Origin of the sequence: Pelagibacterium limicola (assembly GCF_015694405.1) — a bacterium.
Classification (GTDB): domain Bacteria; phylum Pseudomonadota; class Alphaproteobacteria; order Rhizobiales; family Devosiaceae; genus Pelagibacterium; species Pelagibacterium limicola.
Genome location: NZ_JADQDB010000002.1, coordinates 38,547 through 56,034 on the forward strand (window position 1 = coordinate 38,547; position 17,488 = coordinate 56,034).

General features: G+C 59.1%; 21 protein-coding genes and 2 tRNA genes. 11 read left to right on the forward strand and 12 right to left on the reverse strand.

Translation table 11 applies throughout. The features are described from left to right. Positions 1–204 precede the first annotated feature (204 nt). Positions 205–1,119, forward strand: coding sequence for a sulfate adenylyltransferase subunit CysD (gene cysD / locus I2G20_RS03150; RefSeq protein WP_207747528.1), 915 nt, complete (start codon positions 205–207; stop codon positions 1,117–1,119). Then, positions 1,119–3,008 carry a sulfate adenylyltransferase subunit CysN gene (gene cysN, locus I2G20_RS03155; RefSeq protein WP_196258245.1) on the forward strand — a complete coding sequence of 630 codons (1,890 nt, stop codon included), beginning with the start codon at positions 1,119–1,121 and terminating at the stop codon, positions 3,006–3,008. Before cysD ends, cysN begins: the two co-directional genes overlap by 1 nt. A gap of 15 nt (positions 3,009–3,023) precedes the next feature. Here cysN and I2G20_RS03160 read toward each other — a convergent pair whose 3' ends face one another. From I2G20_RS03160 to I2G20_RS03195, 8 genes are all read right to left on the reverse strand, one after another. Then, on the reverse strand, positions 3,024–3,380 hold the full coding sequence (locus tag I2G20_RS03160; protein ID WP_196258246.1) for an ArsR/SmtB family transcription factor: 357 nt from the start codon (positions 3,378–3,380) through the stop codon (positions 3,024–3,026). Positions 3,381–3,457: 77 nt separating this feature from the next. Continuing rightward, positions 3,458–3,889, reverse strand: a complete 432-nt coding sequence (locus tag I2G20_RS03165; protein WP_196258247.1) for an SRPBCC family protein — start codon at positions 3,887–3,889, stop codon at positions 3,458–3,460. 11 nt (positions 3,890–3,900) lie between these two features. After that, on the reverse strand, positions 3,901–5,094 hold the full coding sequence (locus tag I2G20_RS03170) for an MFS transporter (protein WP_196258248.1): 1,194 nt from the start codon (positions 5,092–5,094) through the stop codon (positions 3,901–3,903). Positions 5,095–5,191: 97 nt separating this feature from the next. Beyond that, a complete protein-coding gene (locus I2G20_RS03175) occupies positions 5,192–6,202 on the reverse strand; it encodes a TerC family protein (RefSeq protein WP_196258249.1) in 1,011 nt (336 codons plus the stop codon). A 144-nt stretch (positions 6,203–6,346) separates the two neighbouring features. Further along, positions 6,347–6,421, reverse strand: a tRNA-Asn gene (locus I2G20_RS03180). Positions 6,422–6,453: 32 nt separating this feature from the next. After that, on the reverse strand, positions 6,454–7,104 hold the full coding sequence (gene mobA / locus I2G20_RS03185) for a molybdenum cofactor guanylyltransferase (RefSeq protein ID WP_196258250.1): 651 nt from the start codon (positions 7,102–7,104) through the stop codon (positions 6,454–6,456). A 16-nt stretch (positions 7,105–7,120) separates the two neighbouring features. After that, positions 7,121–7,462: a cupin domain-containing protein gene (locus I2G20_RS03190; protein WP_196258251.1), complete on the reverse strand. Its 342-nt coding sequence runs from the start codon at positions 7,460–7,462 to the stop codon at positions 7,121–7,123. A 42-nt stretch (positions 7,463–7,504) separates the two neighbouring features. Next, positions 7,505–7,578: transfer RNA gene (locus tag I2G20_RS03195), tRNA-Cys, on the reverse strand. 136 nt (positions 7,579–7,714) lie between these two features. Between I2G20_RS03195 and I2G20_RS03200 the strand changes: the two genes are divergently transcribed. Continuing rightward, a complete protein-coding gene (locus I2G20_RS03200) occupies positions 7,715–8,101 on the forward strand; it encodes a hypothetical protein (protein ID WP_196258252.1) in 387 nt (128 codons plus the stop codon). Between the two features lie 238 nt (positions 8,102–8,339). On the opposite strand, the gene I2G20_RS03205 is transcribed toward I2G20_RS03200, so the two are convergent. The 4 genes from I2G20_RS03205 to I2G20_RS03220 all read right to left on the reverse strand — a co-directional run bounded on the left by I2G20_RS03205 (position 8,340) and on the right by I2G20_RS03220 (position 11,173). Continuing rightward, positions 8,340–8,648 carry a hypothetical protein gene (locus I2G20_RS03205; protein WP_196258253.1) on the reverse strand — a complete coding sequence of 103 codons (309 nt, stop codon included), beginning with the start codon at positions 8,646–8,648 and terminating at the stop codon, positions 8,340–8,342. Between the two features lie 190 nt (positions 8,649–8,838). After that, positions 8,839–9,441, reverse strand: coding sequence for a LuxR C-terminal-related transcriptional regulator (locus tag I2G20_RS03210; protein ID WP_196258254.1), 603 nt, complete (start codon positions 9,439–9,441; stop codon positions 8,839–8,841). A gap of 68 nt (positions 9,442–9,509) precedes the next feature. Continuing rightward, positions 9,510–10,496 (reverse strand): hypothetical protein, encoded by a 987-nt coding sequence (locus I2G20_RS03215; RefSeq protein WP_196258786.1) that lies wholly within the window; start codon positions 10,494–10,496, stop codon positions 9,510–9,512. A 35-nt stretch (positions 10,497–10,531) separates the two neighbouring features. Further along, positions 10,532–11,173, reverse strand: coding sequence for a helix-turn-helix domain-containing protein (locus I2G20_RS03220; protein ID WP_196258255.1), 642 nt, complete (start codon positions 11,171–11,173; stop codon positions 10,532–10,534). Between the two features lie 384 nt (positions 11,174–11,557). Here I2G20_RS03220 and I2G20_RS03225 point away from each other — a divergent pair, with 384 nt between their 5' ends. The 8 genes from I2G20_RS03225 to nuoE all read left to right on the forward strand — a co-directional run bounded on the left by I2G20_RS03225 (position 11,558) and on the right by nuoE (position 17,487). Then, complete coding sequence (locus tag I2G20_RS03225) at positions 11,558–12,121, forward strand: outer membrane protein (RefSeq protein ID WP_196258256.1); 564 nt, start codon at positions 11,558–11,560, stop codon at positions 12,119–12,121. A gap of 239 nt (positions 12,122–12,360) precedes the next feature. Continuing rightward, positions 12,361–12,912: an outer membrane protein gene (locus tag I2G20_RS03230; protein WP_196258257.1), complete on the forward strand. Its 552-nt coding sequence runs from the start codon at positions 12,361–12,363 to the stop codon at positions 12,910–12,912. Between the two features lie 175 nt (positions 12,913–13,087). Further along, positions 13,088–13,582 (forward strand): hypothetical protein, encoded by a 495-nt coding sequence (locus tag I2G20_RS03235; RefSeq protein ID WP_196258258.1) that lies wholly within the window; start codon positions 13,088–13,090, stop codon positions 13,580–13,582. 230 nt (positions 13,583–13,812) lie between these two features. Further along, complete coding sequence (locus I2G20_RS03240) at positions 13,813–14,178, forward strand: NADH-quinone oxidoreductase subunit A (RefSeq protein WP_196258259.1); 366 nt, start codon at positions 13,813–13,815, stop codon at positions 14,176–14,178. Then, entirely contained in the window at positions 14,169–14,747 is a 579-nt protein-coding gene (locus tag I2G20_RS03245) for a NuoB/complex I 20 kDa subunit family protein (RefSeq protein WP_196258260.1), read from the forward strand. Before I2G20_RS03240 ends, I2G20_RS03245 begins: the two co-directional genes overlap by 10 nt. Before the next feature lie 12 nt (positions 14,748–14,759). Then, the gene (locus tag I2G20_RS03250) at positions 14,760–15,362 is read left to right on the forward strand and encodes an NADH-quinone oxidoreductase subunit C (protein WP_196258261.1); all 603 of its coding nucleotides are present in this window, start codon (positions 14,760–14,762) and stop codon (positions 15,360–15,362) included. Next, positions 15,359–16,549: an NADH-quinone oxidoreductase subunit D gene (locus tag I2G20_RS03255; protein WP_196258262.1), complete on the forward strand. Its 1,191-nt coding sequence runs from the start codon at positions 15,359–15,361 to the stop codon at positions 16,547–16,549. The genes I2G20_RS03250 and I2G20_RS03255 overlap by 4 nt, the downstream gene beginning before the upstream one ends. Continuing rightward, the gene (nuoE, locus tag I2G20_RS03260) at positions 16,549–17,487 is read left to right on the forward strand and encodes an NADH-quinone oxidoreductase subunit NuoE (RefSeq protein WP_196258263.1); all 939 of its coding nucleotides are present in this window, start codon (positions 16,549–16,551) and stop codon (positions 17,485–17,487) included. Before I2G20_RS03255 ends, nuoE begins: the two co-directional genes overlap by 1 nt. Position 17,488 lies beyond the last annotated feature (1 nt).

Sequence of the window (17,488 nt, forward strand, 5' to 3'; positions counted from 1 at the left end):
AATGAAATAGTTTTCTCTCTCTTCGCCGTAGTTTCGCAAGCCTGGAGCCATTTACGCGAGCAGCGCGAAACCTGCCCATCGACTAAACCCGCTTCGGAGAAAACCACTCGTCCATCCTGCCTTAGTTCTTCCCAGAACGCTTGTTATCGCGCCGTTTCAGTCGTATTCGGGCATCTCGCAGATATTGACCACGAAAGTATAGCAATGGCTATTGCACGCGCAGGTTTGACCCATCTCGAGCGCCTCGAGTCCGAGAGCATCGAGATATTTCGAGAGGTCGCGGCGAGTTTTGAGCGTCCGGTCATGATGTATTCGATCGGCAAGGATTCCTCGGTCCTGCTGCATCTGGCGCGCAAGGCTTTCTATCCCTCGCGGATACCATTCCCGCTCCTGCACATCGACACGACCTGGAAATTCCGGGAGATGATCGCCTTCCGTGACAGGACCGCGGAAGAATACGGGTTCGAGTTGCGCGTGCATACCAATCCTGAGGGGCTCGCTGCCAATATCAACCCATTCGATCATGGCTCGGCTCGCTACACCGACATCATGAAGACCCAGGCGCTCCGCCAGGCGCTCAATGCTGGGCAGTACGATGCCGCGATCGGCGGTGCGCGGCGCGACGAGGAAAAGAGCCGGGCCAAGGAGCGAATCTTCTCCCACCGCAATGCGTCCCATGCTTGGGACCCCAAGAACCAACGACCCGAACTTTGGCGCGTGTTTAACACGCGTCTCAATCCCGGCGAGTCGATGCGCGTCTTCCCGCTTTCGAACTGGACCGAGCTCGATATCTGGACCTACATCTACGCCGAGAATATTCCAATTGTTCCGCTCTACTTTGCCGACAAGCGTCCGGTCGTCGAACGTTCTGGTACGCTGATCATGGTCGATGACGACCGCTTCCGGCTCGAATCCGGGGAGGAGCCCCGCGAAGAAGTGGTCCGGTTCAGGACACTTGGTTGTTACCCCCTGACCGGTGCCATTCGCTCGAGCGCGGCGACTTTGGCCGAGGTGATCATGGAAATGCAGGCTTCGCGGACGTCCGAGCGTGAAGGGCGGCTTATCGATTCCGATCAGGCCGGCTCGATGGAAAAGAAAAAGCAGGAAGGGTATTTCTGATGAGCGTCACCGCATCCGTTACACCCGATACCGACATCGCCCTCTGGCTTGCCCAGCAGACGGACAAGTCGCTGCTGCGTTTTTTAACCTGCGGATCGGTGGACGATGGCAAGTCGACGCTGATCGGGCGGCTGCTCTATGACAGCCAGCTGATCCTCGATGACCAGCTCGCTTCCCTCAAGAAGGAGAGCAGAAACCGCCACGTGGGTGACGAGGGCATCGACTTCTCGCTGCTTGTCGACGGCCTTGTGGCCGAGCGCGAACAGGGCATCACTATCGATGTGGCGTACCGCTTCTTTTCCACCGACAAGCGCAAGTTCATCGTTGCCGACACCCCCGGCCACGAACAGTACACACGCAATATGGCAACAGGCGCTTCGAACGCCGATCTCGCCCTGCTGCTGGTCGATGCGCGCAAAGGACTTCTGACCCAGACCCGGCGCCATAGCTTCATCCTCTCGCTGATCGGGGTGAAGCACGTCGTGCTTGTGGTCAACAAGATCGATCTGGTTGGCTATGACGCCGATACCTTCGCGGCGATTGAGAGCGACTATCGTCGGTTTGCGCAAGGGTTAGGTTTCAAATCGATCGCTGCGGTCCCAGTTTCTGCGCTCAGGGGCGACAACATTGTCACCTCGAGCGCCAATACACCCTGGTACCAGGGTGCGCCGCTGCTGCCCTATCTCGAAGAGATTGTCGTTGACGAGGACCGCTCCGATGCGCCGTTCCGCTTCCCGGTCCAATGGGTTAACCGGCCCAATCTCGATTTCCGAGGCTTTTCGGGCACCGTCGCGTCTGGAACTGTCGCGATTGGCGACGAAATTCTCGTCGCCGCCTCCCGCAAGCCGGCAAAAATCGCCCGGATCGTCACGATGGATGGCGACCGCGAAGAGGCGATTGCCGGGCAGGCCGTAACCCTCGTCCTCGACCGGGAAATCGACATCTCGCGCGGCGATGTTCTCACTCATCCAGGCAAGACGCCGGAATACTCCAACCAGTTCCAGGCCGAGGTGGTCTGGATGGCCGAGGAGCCGGCCTTTCCTGGCCGTTCCTATCTCCTGAAGCTCGGCACCCAGCTGATCCCCGCGACCATCACCGATCTCAAATACCGCACGGACGTCAACACGCTCGACAAGATTGCAGCCAAAAGCCTCGAACTCAACGAGGTCGGCACGATTACCATCGCGACCGACAAGCCGATTGCATTCGATCCTTATGCCGAAAACGGGACTACGGGCGGCTTCATTCTGATCGACCGTATTGCCAATCAGACGCTGGGCGCTGGAACTGTCACCTTCGGCCTTCGGCGGGCGCACAATCTCACATACCAGTCCTTTGACGTGAACCGTGAGGTGCGGGCGCAGCTCAAGGGGCAAAGCCCGTCCATCGTCTGGTTCACGGGGCTTTCGGGCTCGGGTAAGTCGACGGTCGCCAACCTTATGGAAAAGCGGCTGACAGCCGAAGGGCGGCATACCTACATTCTCGATGGCGACAATGTTCGGCATGGACTGAACAAGGATCTCGGCTTTACCGAAGCCGCTCGCGTGGAAAACATCCGTCGGGTCGCAGAAGTGGCGCGGCTGATGGCCGATGCCGGGTTGATCGTACTGGTCTCGTTCATTTCGCCGTTCCGCAACGAACGCCGCATTGCGCGCGAAATCGCCGGCGACATCCGCTTTCTCGAAGCCTATGTCGATACGCCGCTCGAAGTGTGCGAAGCCCGCGACCCCAAGGGCCTTTATGCACGTGCACGGGCCGGTGAGATCAAGAACTTCACGGGCATCGACAGTCCCTTCGAGGCGCCTGAACGCGCAGATATTACTCTGCACGGTGCGGAAAAAACGCCGGAAGAAATGGCCGACGAGCTTTATGCAAGGCTTATGGGATAGAGGTGCGCGCTCCCTCTATCCAAAAAGATCCAGCATCACAGGTTCGGGCGCGGGAGTGGGCGTTGATCTGGGCTTGGGCTCCGGCTTTCGGGAAGGCGTGACAGTCTTGGTAGGTTCTGGCGCCACGAACGCCGTGAGCCAAGTCCTGACCGCATTCAAGCCGGCGCTGTCGAGGGTATAGAACCGCCGCTGGCGGTCGGCGCGGACGGTAACTAGGCCGGAATCCCGCAAGACCTTCAAATGCTGCGAAATCGCCGGCTGGCTGACATTGGGAAAGGCCGCGACCAGTTCGCCGGCTGCGCGCTCGCCCGCTACCAACATTTCGAGCATGGTCCGGCGCGTTGGATCGGCAATGACAGTAAATACGTCCATAAGCGCCGATTTATATTAGGCGTGGTTGAGCGCAAGGCGGCACGCTTCATTCCGCTGTTTTTGCTGTGGAAATCGACCTATTCGAGGAGTTCGGCCAACTCATCGAGCGCGGCGCTCCACGCATCGATCGAAAAGATGCGCGACTCCGCATCCGCATGGGACTCAGCGACCTCGACCAGCGTGATTTCGGTTCGCTCCTCATCGAGAGGCCGGAAGCTTATGATTAATGTCGATTCATCGGTCTCGGCATCCCCAAATTGCCACGTCTCCACGAGCTTGTGATCCTGCTCGATGGCGAGCACACGACCGTTGACGATGTGGCGTTCGCTCGGATTGTCCTCATTGGTGGTCTCAAAACGGAATATCCCGCCTTCGAAAGCTTCGAACTCGACATGTTCGGCCTGCCACTGCTCAAGCAGAGCCGGGTCCGTCCAGGCGGCGAACACCTCCTCGACGGGAGCCTCGATAGTCCTGGTGAGAGTGATGCTCTTTTCTGCTTCGTCGGCCATGGCTTCCTCTTCTAGACGTTCGTGCGCGGCAGAAAAACGGTCAGGAGGCCGATAGCGGGAAGAAACGAGCAAAGCTGGAAGACGAAGATGATGCTCGTCTGGTCCGCGATAATGCCCATGAGCGCTGCACCCAGCGCGCCTGCGCCGAACGCCGCCCCGAACATGAGCCCCGCGATCGTTCCGACCCGGCTTGGAGCCAACTCCTGCCCATAAACGACTATAGCAGAAAATGCCGACGCCATCACGAAGCCGATAATCCCAGTCAGGACGATGGACACTTCCAGCCCGGCATAGGGCAGGGCGAGCGTAAAGGGAAGAGGCCCGAGGATCGAAACCCAAATCACGATCTTGCGCCCAACCCGATCCCCGATCGGGCCACCCAGGAATGTGCCTGCGGCGGCTGCGCCGAGAAAGACAAAGAGGTAAACTTGGGCCTGGCTGGCGGTCAGTGCAAATTTCTCGATGAGAAAGAACGCGTAAAAGCTCGTCATAGAGGCCATGTAGACGTTCTTGGAAACGACCAGCAGGCCAAGAACGAGAAAGATCCAGAAAAGCTTCCTGCGCGAGATATCGATGCTCCGCCTGGGTGCAACCGTGGGTTTGGCGATGCGGTTTTGCCCGGCATACCAGCGGCCGACCGCCCACAGCACAGCAATCGCGACCAGGGCCACCCCGGCATACCAGCTCACTGTACCCTGACCACGCGGGATGATGATGAACGCGGCCATCAACGGCCCGATTGCCGTACCGATATTGCCGCCGACCTGAAAGAGCGACTGCGCAAAACCGAGCCGTCCGCCGGAAGCCATACGCGCGACGCGGGATGATTCTGGATGGAAAATCGCCGAGCCAACCCCGATCAGCGCACCGGACACGAGGATTGCCGGGAAGCTGGACGCATTGGCAAGCAGCAGCAGCCCGCACAGCGTGAAGCACATCGCGATCGGCAGGGAATAAGGCCTCGGATGCTTGTCTGTGTAATATCCGACGAGCGGTTGCAGGAACGAGGCAGTCAATTGGTTGACGAGTGTGATCAGCCCGATCTGCGTGAAGTCCAACGCATAAACGTCACGCAGCAGCGGATAGACGGCCGGGAGCAGGGCCTGCATCAGGTCGTTGAGGAAATGCGAAAAGCTGACCGCGAAGATGACCCAAAGGGAGGTATTCCGGGCAGCGGGAACCGGCCCTGCCGTCGTGGTGGACATTTGGAGAAAGCTCAAGATTGAACGTGCCCGAGCAATGCGCCCGAGGCAGCGGCAAGTCAAGCGGCGAACGCCATTCGGGCGTTCGCCGGGTAAGCGGTTATTTCTTGCCCAGTGGGGCGTGCTCGTCCACAAGCGGCTGCTCGCCGCGGGTTTTCCAGAGCGAATATCCGATGCCCGAGCCAAGTATGCTCACGGTGACGAAAAGGGACAGCGCCGTATGGATATGAATGTCGAGCGGAACGAGGAAAATCTTGATCCCGACAAGGATCAGGATGATCGCCAGTGCCGTTTGGAGATAGCGGAACCGCACAAGCGCTGCTGACAGCGCAAAGAACAGTGCACGCAGGCCCAGCACAGCAAAGACGTTGGACGTATAGACGATGAAGGGATCCTGCGTGATGGCAAAGATCGCCGGCACGCTATCGACTGCAAAAATGACATCGACAATCTCGACCATGATCAGCGCAACGGCCAGCGGCGTCAGCCACAACACCAGCCGACCCGTTTGGGGGTGGGGTTGCTCGACGATGAACCTGTTGCCATGGAACTGCGGGGTGATGCGGAAGCGCCGTCGCAGAAAGACGAGTATCTTGTTGTGCTCGACCTCCTCGGCCGTCTCGACCTTGGAGAACATCTTGGCGCCGGTGAAAATGAGGAATGCGCCGAACAGGAAGAGGATTGGCTCGAACGCATGCACCAACGCCACGCCCGCGCCGATCAGCAATGCGCGGAAGAACAGCACCCCGATGATGCCCCAGAACAGAACGCGGTGCTGATAGAGTCTGGGAACGCCGAGGAAGGCAAAGATCGAGGCGATGACGAAGATATTGTCCATCGCTAGGGACTGCTCGATAATGTATCCGGTGAAGAACTCGAGCCCGGCGTCCGCGCCGCGCACCGCCCACACCCAGCCGCCGAAGGCGAAGGCGACAGCCATGTAAAGGCCGTAGAGAACAAAGCTCTCCTTGGCGCTGATGACCTTCTGCTCCTTGTGCAGCACGCCGAGGTCGAAAACGAGAATTGCCGTAACCACGGCAAGGAAGGCCAACCAGAACCAGGTTGGCGTGCCCAGAAACCGGGCATCGAAAAACGAGGCGGGGAAAGACATCGCCGGACCATCTCCATTTCAACTGGAGCAGTTCCGACATCACGTGGCGCTCAAGGGCGCCGCGCCAGAGGGGCCCGGCACTGCGCGCGCAGATATAGGCGCTGGGCCGGCATATGTGAAGGGGTATAATGAACTGGCAGTAAATGGCTCCCCGGGCCGGATTCGAACCAGCGACCAACCGGTTAACAGCCGGTTGCTCTACCACTGAGCTACCGGGGAACAAGGCAGCACTGCTTGGCAGGTGCGTCCATCTAGCCAATTTGCTTGCGGTTGCCAACCCCATTTAGCGCAGTTTCGTCATCCTTTTGCACGGCGCGGGAAAGTGCCAGCAGGTCGGCCAAGGTATTGATGCCTGCAAAGGGGTTTTGGCGGCGCTCGTCATAGCTGCAGACGGTCACTCCTATTCGCGCCGCGATATCGCGCAGCCGCGGCCCGCGGGCGGCGCGCGTTTCGGCCTTCAGGGCGTCGAGCAGGGCAGGGACCCGCCACAGGGCGTTGGTGGGGTAGTCGCGCCCGCCATAGGCAGCAACGACGCAGCCGATGTCGGGCCCCAGAAGCGCCAAAGCGCGTGAGCAAAAATCTTCGGGGAAGCATGGCGTGTCGACAGAGACCGAAACCATCAGCGCGTCGGAATCGCGCGCCGCGCACCAGAGTGCGCCAGCCCACAGGCCGGCCGCCGGTCCGGTCACGCCGTCGGGCAAATCGGGCAGGAGGACAAGACCGCTATAGACCGCTGCAGACTCCTTGCCCTCTGGAATGGAGTGCAGAACGGCATCCACTTGCGGCGCGAGTCGGGCAATCGCTCTCTGCAGGAATGTAACGTTGCCGAGCCGTAGATCCCCCTTGCGGATGCCGCCGAACCGACGGCCTGACCCTCCATCCAGAATCAATCCCGATATCATCGACAGCGGTCCCGCGTTACTCGAGCCAACGGGTAATACTAGTGCCATTGCAATGTATATCGATCGATTCGAACGGCGCCGTCCCCAGCACGGCGAATTTGTGCGGAACCTCAGTGGCACAGACGAGAATCTGCCCCTCGCCGGCTTCCACCTCGGTATCGCCGAGGGTAAATAGCGCACGGCCAGCGCGGATGATGAAGATCTCAGGATAGGGATGCCTATGGAGCCGCGGGCCGAACCCGGCGACCACCGTCGAATTGAAGATTATGGTGACCGGCGCGCCAAGTGCGCCACCCTCCCACATGCCGTGCCAGAGACCCGGCACCTCGGCCCACTCGTTCTGTTCGATGAGCGTCATAAATCCTCCTCTCGCGCCAAACGCTTCGGAATTTGGAGGAAGTGGAGGCCTCGACCGGAATCGAACCGGTGTACACGGATTTGCAATCCGCTGCGTCACCACTCCGCCACGAGGCCTCTGGCGCAGGGTTCTATGTCACCCCGGTGAGCGACGCAAGGGGCGTTCGGGATTTCTCTTTCGGCGATAACCAAGGCCACCGGAACCGTGCGTATCGCACGGGCGTTTCCACTCCAATCCACTGGCGGTGTACCCATGACTTCTGAATGCCCGAATTGCCGAGCGGTGATTAGCGGCCAGAGCACGATCTGCCCGGGTTGCCATGCACCACTGTTTCAACCGTCCCATGATCCGGCGCGTCCGGTATTCGTCTGGGCATTTGCCGTTTTCAACGTCCTGATGGCGGGATGGGTGGTGTTTTATCTCCTCACCGGCAGGACCAGCGTGATGGCGCCGCGCATCCTCAACGCTTCGTTCGGAGGCGGGGACGCAGCAGGTGTTCCCGTTGGAGGGAACTTCGGCCTCGGCTATCTCGTTGTTTTATGGATATGGGGCACTGTCGTCCTCGGCCTATTTGCCTTCCCGATCTGGGCAAACGGGGCGAAACGAGGCGCCGGGTCGCGCAAACCGAATGGATCATGATATGCGCTCAACGATCGTTATATCCCCCCTCGCGCCCCGCCGGAAACTCGAGCCCCGGGCTCAACCGGTCGCTTCGGCGCTCCAGGGGCTCGGCATCGGAGCTCTTCTGTTGGCGCTCGGCATTTTCTATCTGATTTTCACACCTGTCGCTTGGCTCGCGCGAACGCTTGGACGCTTGCGTTTAGGCCGGTGAGAATGAGCAGGGCGCAGACAGAGCCGCGCCCGGCCCGTGTTGAACTTATTTGTTCTTGCCCGGGGGTGTGCCGTGTTGCACGGACCCTTTTTCTTCGCCGATTTGTTCGGTCGTTGTTTTGTTTTGTCCGGGGACTGGATTGCCGCTTTGCGTATTGGTCGCCTTCTCCACATAGTCTTGCAGAATAGGCGTTACCTCCCGCGAGTTATGGCTGTTGCCGATCTGGACAGTCACCGTCTCGCCAAGATACGGGTCGCCGACTGGCTCCGGGTCTCCGTAGACTATATTCGGGTTTGCAAATGCCGGAGCGGCAAGTAATCCCACCGCCGCTATAGAGACGATCAATCTGCGCATTTTTGGTTACCTCCTCAAGGGCCATTACCCATGTCGGGTGGCCCGCTGTTGCGGGCCCTTCCCACCAAGCCCGTGGGGAGGAGAATACCGATGGTTATTGAAAGGTTAAATATATCCTTGGATATAGAGAAAATACTTATAAAACAAGAATCTATAAAAAATTGTTATCTGCCGTCATTGCCCAAGTCACTCAGATATCAATATGCGTTAGAGAGATCCTTTTGCAAATAGACAATTTAACAAATATGTTGTGTAGATGAACTTTAATCGTTCCGTGAGCAAGGTTTAGTTTTGACGCTATCTGTTTATTTGAGTTTCCAGCGCAGACTAAATGCACAATTTCCTTTTCCCGCTCGGACAATTTCTCTCCAACCGAGGGTATTCTGTGTTTGATGTTCCCGAAATCGAGAGCTGCAACTCCGTCCGATATCTTGCATAACCGTGACGCGAAATCAGTCGCCGACAGCGTATCCGCCAATACGACAAAGGCGCCTGCTTCGATCGCCTTGCATACCGCTGTATTGTTTGGATCTGACGTGACGACGGCAAAGCGGGGAGGGCGGACAAGGCGCCGCGCGGCGTTTACCACGGCGAGGGCGCCCACCGGCGGAATTTCGATGTCGAGTATGGCTATTTGGGGCTGGTTCGTAGCAAGGGCTTCGAGGGTCTGGTCGCCGTCGCCGCAACAGGCCCTGATGTCGAACGCGCTTTTCAGCAGCGCTCTCATCCCCTGCAGGTAGATCGGGTTGCTATGGGCCAGCACGGCTGCTGGCCGCGCACGTCGCGGATCCACAATGCACTCCCACTTCCCGCTAACATTTTAGCGCGATGGGGAGGGCTCCACAATTAAACAACCCGTGATCAGGCGGCGGTTCCGGTTGCTCGACCATCGTCAGGTTTGGCCGTGATCCATTTGGATGCCCGGCTTCCCAGTTCCCGGAATTTGGAAGACGCGCCTTCAATACGCGCGCTCCATTCAGGGTCGGGCGTCTGGCCCGCAGTAACCTTGAAGAAGACCTGCATCATGCAGGCCACGGCGAAGGGCTCTATGAGCGCCGCCTTCACCGCCCAGGCAAAGACGAGAGCGAAAACAAAACCTCCGGCCGACCAGCCGCCCGGAATCAGATAGACCACGAGCGCAGCGGGAGCCAGCATCACAAGAAATACGATGAAGCTCAGACCATAAGTGAAGATCGTCAACCAAGCGGCATTGATGAGCATAGGCTTATAGTTTTGCGCATAGAGCACCAGGGCTGTCTGGGCCGACGCCCAGGGATTTATGGCGCGGGTCCTGATGCCATATGCAAGAATGACCTCGTCGATCAGTCCAACCGCGATACGCAGGAAGGCCCGGACCAACCCCATGAACTGCTGCAGGCCGGGGAGGGGAAGGAACGAGGCCACGCCCTGCAGGAGCCCGGTGATCGCGCGAAGGACGCCCTTGACCAGCTGATCGACCGCAAACAATACGCTCGCCTCGGCGAACCGATCCTTCACGACCGCGCTTGCATACTCGATCTGGCTCCGGCCATCCGGGATTTCCTTGCCGTCGATGAGTTCCACCAGCACCGCGATATGACCGGCCTTGACGATATAGAGGATGTACTCGCGCAGGAAATAGATAACCCCCGCCGTCAGCCCGAAACCGATCGCGCCGCCCCAGAAGATCGAGGCGATTCGGAAATCCTCATCGCCAAACGCCCCGATGCCCCATCCGACGCCGGCGCCGACGCTCGTCGCCAGCACATAGGCGACGGCAATTCCGAAGTAGACGATTATCCGGAAGATAACGAAAGGCAGAGTCTTGCCCATCAGGCCAATTGATCGGCTAATCGAAAAATCCCACAACATATGATGATGCCCCCTGAATCTGGTATAGATACCTATTCCTGTTCGTCCGCTTTCGGCGCTGGCATTTCAGTCCCATCGGGCCGGACGGTCTGGAAAGCCGATCCTTCCTGCGAAGAGCGGAACATGGTCAGCGTTCCGGCCCAAAGCAGTCTCGCTGGTGAATCGCTGTCGTTGGCCCAGCTATGGCTGCGATTGCCACGGAAGTGAATACTGTCCCCGGGCCCGATCTGCATCTCGTCGTCCTCGATGCGCAGCATGAGGTGTCCGTCCAGCACCACGACCAGTTCTTCGCCTTCGTGATTGGCAATTTCCGACCGGTAGCCTGGCGCGATGGTAATGAGAAAGGACGACATCACGTTGCCGGGGAATTCGGCGTGGAGGCGTTCATAAGAAATGCGAGGATCGTTCACCGAAAACCGCATGCGCTCGCCCCCTCGTGTCAGGGCGTCCTGCGTACTCGGCGCGGCAATGAAATAATCGACTCCCACCTTGAGCGCACGCGCAACGGAGGCGAGCGTGCTGATGGAGGGAGAGGCCTGGTCGCGCTCCACTTGACTGAGATAGCCCACCGAGATGCCCGCTTCCTGGCCGAGAGTCTGTAGCGTCATGCGCAATGCGTGCCGCCGCGCCCGAATGAGCGCGCCTACTCGCGCGGCCTGCAACATACTGGTCATCCGTTCCGTCCCTAACCCGGCTATAGATTCTAACGGCTGCGACGCGGATGACAACGACAAACGTTGCTTGGGGACAACGCCTGCTTTTTGGAGGGGAGAGGCTTAAACTCACGCCAAATTCTGCAGGATTTACCGCACAGTAACCATGAATGCGTTGCTTTTGAGCAACATCGACGGCTTGCCCCATTCTTGCCATGTGCTGGCCCCACTTCGTCCGCACTCGAACGTGACAGTCCGGCCCATCGCACAGGAACGATCCGTCCGAGACTGTTGTGGCAGCAAGGCAACACCTCCCATGTCTTGCTTGATCGGGCTGCGGCGGACTGGAACCGGTGCTCGCCGACACCATTTTTGATTACACGTCGGCAAACAAGGAGAATATTTATGAACACGCTCAAGAAAGTGGCTCTCGTCGCTCTTTTCACTTCGACCGCCACTGGCGGCGCACTTGCCGCCGACGCGATCGGTCTTCCCCCTCCGGCGATGCCGGCAGCGCCTGTCGTCGACTACGGCGGGTTTGATTGGAACGGCTTTTATGCTGGCGTGAGCGCCGGTATGCAGAACGAGACCGTGTCGGGCGACAACAGCTGGACGCTCGGCGGGCAGCTCGGTGTCAACGCGACGTTCGATTTCGTCCTCGTCGGTGCTGAAGTCGGCATCGAAGGCGTGTTCGATACGCCCGATACCTATGCCTATGGTACCGTGCTGGGTCGCGCCGGTGTGCTCGTCAGCAACGAGCTGCTTGCTTACGGTGTTGTCGGTTACGGCAGCGACTTCGGAGCCGCCAACGGTTCGGGCAACCACATTCTCGCAGGTGGTGGTCTTGAATTCGCTGCGACCGACAATGTGTCGATTCGCGGTCAGTACACCTATGGTTGGGAACAGTCTGGTGCTGCAGGCACCTCCGACATCCACAAGTTCTCGATCGGCGCGAACTTCCACTTCTAGAATCTGCTCGCCGGTTATCCGGTCGACGGTTTCGGAACGGCCTCGCTTCGGCGAGGCCGTTTTCGTTTGTTATTGATTTGTTAGGGTTATCAGATTGCGTGTGCCGAAAAGGCAACAGCTCTATACAATGCGACCAATTCGAGGCGCGTTTGTGAAAAAACGATGGTGCAAGACTCGGAACTCGGACCGCTTTGCGTTATATAACGGTCAATACCAATCGCGTTCGTTGAGGTGAATCCATGAAGCTCTTTAATTCCATCCTGCTCGCTGGCGCTGCCACTGTGGTCCTTGCGGGGTCCGCTGTTGCTGCCGATGCTATCCGGCCTGCGCCCATTGCTCCTATCGCGCCGATTCCCGCAGCATTCGACTGGAACGGCTTTTACGCCGGCGTCCGGGTTGGTGCCGAGAATCAGGTGACTCCTTCGGTAACGAATTGGCTCATCGGTGGTGAGCTCGGTGTGAATGCCGCCTTTGACATGTTCGTCCTCGGTGCAGAGCTTGCCGTCGACGCCGTGTTCGCGACGGAAACCTTTGCCTACGGTGAAATTACCGTCCGTGGCGGTGTGCTCGTTGCTCCGGAAGTTCTGTTGTACGGCACCGTCGGCTACGGTTCGGACTTTGGTTCTACCGCCGTTGGTGCTTCGGGCCACCACATCCTGGCCGGCCTTGGTGCCGAGTTCGCTGTCACCGATAGCGTTACGCTCGATGCACGCTATGTCTACGGTTGGGCACAGGGTGCTTCTCCGACCGACATTCACAAGTTCACCATCGGCGCCAACTTCCACTTCTAGTCGCCGCTGGATACAGATAATTACGGCCTCGCTTCGGCGGGGCCGTTTTCGTTTGTGCTGGTGAATCTTGTTTGCAATTTTAGTAAAGTCTTATCCACGTTTCCAAGGTTTGGTTGTCGGAGCGGGATCGCGCGCAATAATGGGCGTCCATTAACCTTAATTGGGGGTGAGGCGCGTGTCCGCTGTTCACAAATTCGCTCTTGCGACCGCCATTCTTTTGGCCGTTGCCGCGCCTGCAAATGCGCAAAATTACGGCCCTTACGGGCAGAATACCGGTTTTGATTGGGATGGCTTTTATGCTGGCGTGTACGGGGGCGGCGTCCCTGTAGGTACGACATCCTGGAACGTCGGCATCTTTACCGGCGTCAATGTGGCGATCGATAGCGCGGTATTTGGCGTCGAGGCACAACTCGGTGCCGATTTTGGCCCGGGCCTTGGTCTCGATGCACTGCTGCTTGGCAAGGCCGGCATGACGCTGGGCGACATTCTGGTGTACGGAACGGCCGGTACGGGTTTCGTCCATGGCGGTTTTGGTTACGCGGTCGGCGGCGGCGGCGAATACGCCTTTACCGATTCGATGTCCGGTCGAGTCGAGGCGCTTGGCCTCGGAACCTGGGGTGGGGGTCTGTCAGCCCTGCGTCTCACGGCCGGTGTAGCCTTCCATCTCTGAGCCGACGCGCGCTCACTATTATTATTGAGCAATTTGCCGCAGGGTGCCTGGCAGCCTGCGGATTTGCTCATTCTTAAAACAAGAGTAATTTCATCAAGTTTATGCCCCCTTGAAACCCGTATGGGGGTGGGTTAATCCCACTCCCAACGGCAGGCCTTCTCCGCGCGGTGAAGGCTGCCCTGCGCCCGGTTCTCCTCCTTCGGGCCTCATCGACAAGGCACGGCTGTCCTATGAACGAATTGCTCGGCGATTATCTGCCAATTCTGATTTTCGTAGGTTTGTCGGGCGTTATCGGCCTCGCGCTTCTGGTCGCTCCCTTTCTCGTGGCGATCAAACGCCCTGACCCGGAAAAGGTTTCGGCATATGAATGCGGCTTTGAGGCCTTTGACGACGCCCGCATGAAATTCGATGTGCGATTCTACCTCGTCGCCATCCTGTTCATCATTTTCGACCTTGAAGTGGCCTTTCTCTTCCCCTGGGCCGTCGCGTTCGGCGATGTCGGTTGGTACGGCTTCTGGTCGATGATGATCTTCCTGGGCGTTCTCACTGTCGGTTTTATCTATGAATGGCGCAAAGGGGCGCTCGAATGGGATTGAGCAATAGCAACACCCTTGTCGCACCCCGTCCCCGCGGTGTGATCGACCCGGCGACCAATCTCCCGGTTGGCGCGACTGATCCCTATTATGTGGAGATCAACAACGAGCTGGCCGACAAGGGCTTTCTCGTCACTTCGACCGACGAACTTATCAACTGGGCCCGCACGGGCTCGTTGATGTGGATGACCTTCGGCCTTGCCTGCTGCGCGGTCGAGATGATGCAGATGTCGATGCCCCGTTATGACGGAGAGCGCTTCGGCTTCGCCCCACGCGCATCCCCGCGTCAGTCGGACGTGATGATCGTTGCCGGTACGCTCACCAACAAGATGGCCCCCGCGCTTCGCAAGGTCTACGACCAGATGCCCGAGCCGCGCTACGTGATATCGATGGGAAGCTGCGCCAATGGCGGCGGCTATTATCACTATTCCTATTCGGTGGTTCGTGGCTGTGATCGCGTCGTGCCGGTCGATATCTATGTGCCGGGCTGCCCTCCGACCGCAGAAGCGCTGCTCTATGGCGTCCTGCTCCTGCAAAAGAAAATCCGCCGAACAGGCACGATCGAGCGATAAGGCTTGGCGATTATGGCAGATGCCCTTTCCGAACTCGGTGCGCATATCGCGAACGTCGCTGGCGACGCGCTCGAGGGTTACAACGTGGCGTTCGGTGAATTGACGCTGGATGCCCGCCGTGAAAAGATCGTCGATCTGATGCAGGTGCTGCGGGACGATGCCGCGTGTGCCTTCATTTCGATTATCGACGTCTGCGGCGTCGACTATCCGGATCGCGCCGAACGCTTCGATGTTGTCTACCATCTCCTGAGCCCGACCCGGAACATCCGCGTGCGTGTGCGCGTGACCACGGACGAGACGACGCCGGTTCCCTCGATCACCGGCGTTTTCCCTGGCGCGGACTGGTTCGAGCGCGAAGCCTACGATCTTTACGGCATCCTCTTCTCCGGTCACCACGACCTGCGTCGCATCCTCACCGACTACGGGTTTGACGGCCATCCGCTGCGCAAGGACTTCCCGCTCACCGGATTCGTGGAAGTCCGCTACGACGAGGCGCGCAAGCGAGTCGTCTATGAACCTGTGACCCTGGCGCAGGAATTCCGCAATTTCGACTACCTGTCCCCGTGGGAAGGCACAGACTACGTGCTTCCGGGCGATGAGAAGGCCAAGCAATGACCGAACACGACGTACGGACATTCAACATCAACTTCGGCCCTCAGCACCCGGCAGCGCACGGTGTGCTGCGCCTTGTGCTGGAGTTGGACGGCGAAGTGGTCGAGCGTGTCGATCCCCATATCGGTCTCTTGCACCGCGGCACCGAAAAGCTGATAGAGCACAAGACCTATCTTCAAGCTGTTCCCTATTTCGACCGCCTCGATTACGTGGCGCCGATGAATCAGGAACATGCCTTCGCGCTGGCGGTCGAAAAGCTGTTCGGCATCGAGGTTCCGTTCCGCGGGCAGTTGATCCGGGTGCTCTATTCTGAGATCGGCCGTCTCCTGTCCCATTTGCTCAACGTCACGACACAAGCGCTGGACGTTGGCGCGCTGACCCCGCCTCTGTGGGGTTTCGAGCAGCGCGAGCAGCTAATGATTTTTTACGAGCGCGCGTGTGGCGCCCGTATGCACGCAGCATACTTCCGCCCTGGTGGTGTCCATCAGGATCTGCCGCAAGCGCTGATCGACGATATCGAAAAGTTCACTGAAACCTTTCCGCAGGCGCTCGCTGATCTCGACCAACTGATCACCGGCAACCGCATCTTCAAGCAGCGTAATGCCGATATCGGCGTCGTTTCGCTCGAGGATGCGTGGGCCTGGGGCTTCTCGGGCGTCATGGTGCGGGGATCGGGTGCAGCATGGGATTTGCGCAAGAGCCAGCCCTACGAGTGCTACGACCGGCTCGAGTTCGACATCCCGGTTGGTAAGAACGGCGACTGTTACGACCGCTATCTCATCCGCATGGAAGAGATGCGCCAGTCAAACCATATCATGAAGCAGTGCATCGACCTGCTCAATTCGCCTGAAGGGCAGGGGCCCGTCTCGACCACCGACGGCAAGATCGTGCCGCCTAAGCGTGGCGAGATGAAGCGCTCGATGGAAGCGCTTATTCATCACTTCAAGCTCTACACCGAAGGCTATCGCGTGCCCGAGGGCGAAGTGTACGCCGCCGTCGAAGCTCCCAAGGGCGAGTTCGGCGTCTATCTGGTGTCTGACGGCACCAACAAGCCCTACCGCTGCAAGATTCGCGCGCCCGGATTTGCGCATCTGCAGGCAATGGATTTCCTGACCCGCGGACACCTTCTGGCTGACGTCTCGGCCATTCTGGGTTCGCTCGATATCGTGTTCGGAGAGGTTGATCGCTGATGAGCGTGCGCCGCCTAGCTGACGAGTCCATCCAGCCCGCTTCCTTCGCGTTCACGAAGGAAAATGCTGCTTGGGCTAAAAAGCGCATCGCAATGTATCCCGAGGGGCGCCAGCAATCGGCTGTGATCCCGTTGCTGATGCGCGCGCAGGAGCAGGACGGTTGGGTATCCCGCGCCACCATCGAGACGGTCGCCGATATGCTCGACATGCCCTATATCAGGGTGCTGGAAGTCGCGACGTTCTACACCCAGTTTCAGCTTCAACCGGTTGGTTCGCGTGCCCATATCCAGGTATGCGGCACGACGCCGTGCATGTTGCGCGGCGCAGAAGATATCCGCGCGGTCTGCCAGAAGCACATACATCCCGATCCGCACCACCTCAACGAGGATGGGACGCTGAGCTGGGAGGAGGTCGAATGCGCTGGCGCCTGCGTCAACGCGCCGATGGTTACCATCGGTTTCGATACCTACGAGGATCTGACACCCAACCGCTTCGAGGAGATCCTTATCGCCTTCCGCGACGGCAAGGGTGATACGATCCCGACCGGCCCACAGAACGGACGTCGTTTCTCGGCCCCGCTCGACGGCCAGACCACGTTGATTGACGTGTCCGAGCCCGTGGAGCCGAGTCCGACGACGACCGCGCCTGCCGACGTGCCAACGCCGCCTGCCACGCGGCCGGGCCGCAAGCGCAAGATCGAGGACGAGGCCGCACCCGCAGTTCGGAGCCCCGCGCCGCAGGAGGCGGAGGTCTCGGAAGCCGAAGTCGAGGCGGAAAAGGCAAGAATCTCCGGTCGTACCCGCCGCCGGCCGGATCAGGCCATGCGCGAAGGCGCCACGGGGGCGGAGTCGCCTGCGATCGAGAAAACTGGCAGCAAGACCGGTGAAAAGGTCAAGACCACCAGCCGCAAGCCCGTATCCCCAGAGACCAAGGAGTAGG

Excerpts from the sequence above, each read along its gene's own strand:
- I2G20_RS03225 (WP_196258256.1), top strand. The coding sequence starts at position 11,558 with ATGAACACGCTCAAGAAAGTGGCTCTCGTCGCTCTTTTCACTTCGACC.
- I2G20_RS03205 (WP_196258253.1), bottom strand. The coding sequence starts at position 8,648 with ATGCGCAGATTGATCGTCTCTATAGCGGCGGTGGGATTACTTGCCGCT.
- I2G20_RS03170 (WP_196258248.1), bottom strand. The coding sequence starts at position 5,094 with ATGTCCACCACGACGGCAGGGCCGGTTCCCGCTGCCCGGAATACCTCC.
- I2G20_RS03220 (WP_196258255.1), bottom strand. The coding sequence starts at position 11,173 with ATGACCAGTATGTTGCAGGCCGCGCGAGTAGGCGCGCTCATTCGGGCG.
- I2G20_RS03160 (WP_196258246.1), bottom strand. The coding sequence starts at position 3,380 with ATGGACGTATTTACTGTCATTGCCGATCCAACGCGCCGGACCATGCTC.
- mobA (WP_196258250.1), bottom strand. The coding sequence starts at position 7,104 with ATGATATCGGGATTGATTCTGGATGGAGGGTCAGGCCGTCGGTTCGGC.
- I2G20_RS03240 (WP_196258259.1), top strand. The coding sequence starts at position 13,813 with ATGAACGAATTGCTCGGCGATTATCTGCCAATTCTGATTTTCGTAGGT.
- I2G20_RS03165 (WP_196258247.1), bottom strand. The coding sequence starts at position 3,889 with ATGGCCGACGAAGCAGAAAAGAGCATCACTCTCACCAGGACTATCGAG.
- I2G20_RS03200 (WP_196258252.1), top strand. The coding sequence starts at position 7,715 with ATGACTTCTGAATGCCCGAATTGCCGAGCGGTGATTAGCGGCCAGAGC.
- I2G20_RS03245 (WP_196258260.1), top strand. The coding sequence starts at position 14,169 with ATGGGATTGAGCAATAGCAACACCCTTGTCGCACCCCGTCCCCGCGGT.
- I2G20_RS03255 (WP_196258262.1), top strand. The coding sequence starts at position 15,359 with ATGACCGAACACGACGTACGGACATTCAACATCAACTTCGGCCCTCAG.
- I2G20_RS03250 (WP_196258261.1), top strand. The coding sequence starts at position 14,760 with ATGGCAGATGCCCTTTCCGAACTCGGTGCGCATATCGCGAACGTCGCT.
- I2G20_RS03230 (WP_196258257.1), top strand. The coding sequence starts at position 12,361 with ATGAAGCTCTTTAATTCCATCCTGCTCGCTGGCGCTGCCACTGTGGTC.
- I2G20_RS03190 (WP_196258251.1), bottom strand. The coding sequence starts at position 7,462 with ATGACGCTCATCGAACAGAACGAGTGGGCCGAGGTGCCGGGTCTCTGG.
- cysN (WP_196258245.1), top strand. The coding sequence starts at position 1,119 with ATGAGCGTCACCGCATCCGTTACACCCGATACCGACATCGCCCTCTGG.
- cysD (WP_207747528.1), top strand. The coding sequence starts at position 205 with ATGGCTATTGCACGCGCAGGTTTGACCCATCTCGAGCGCCTCGAGTCC.
- I2G20_RS03175 (WP_196258249.1), bottom strand. The coding sequence starts at position 6,202 with ATGTCTTTCCCCGCCTCGTTTTTCGATGCCCGGTTTCTGGGCACGCCA.
- nuoE (WP_196258263.1), top strand. The coding sequence starts at position 16,549 with ATGAGCGTGCGCCGCCTAGCTGACGAGTCCATCCAGCCCGCTTCCTTC.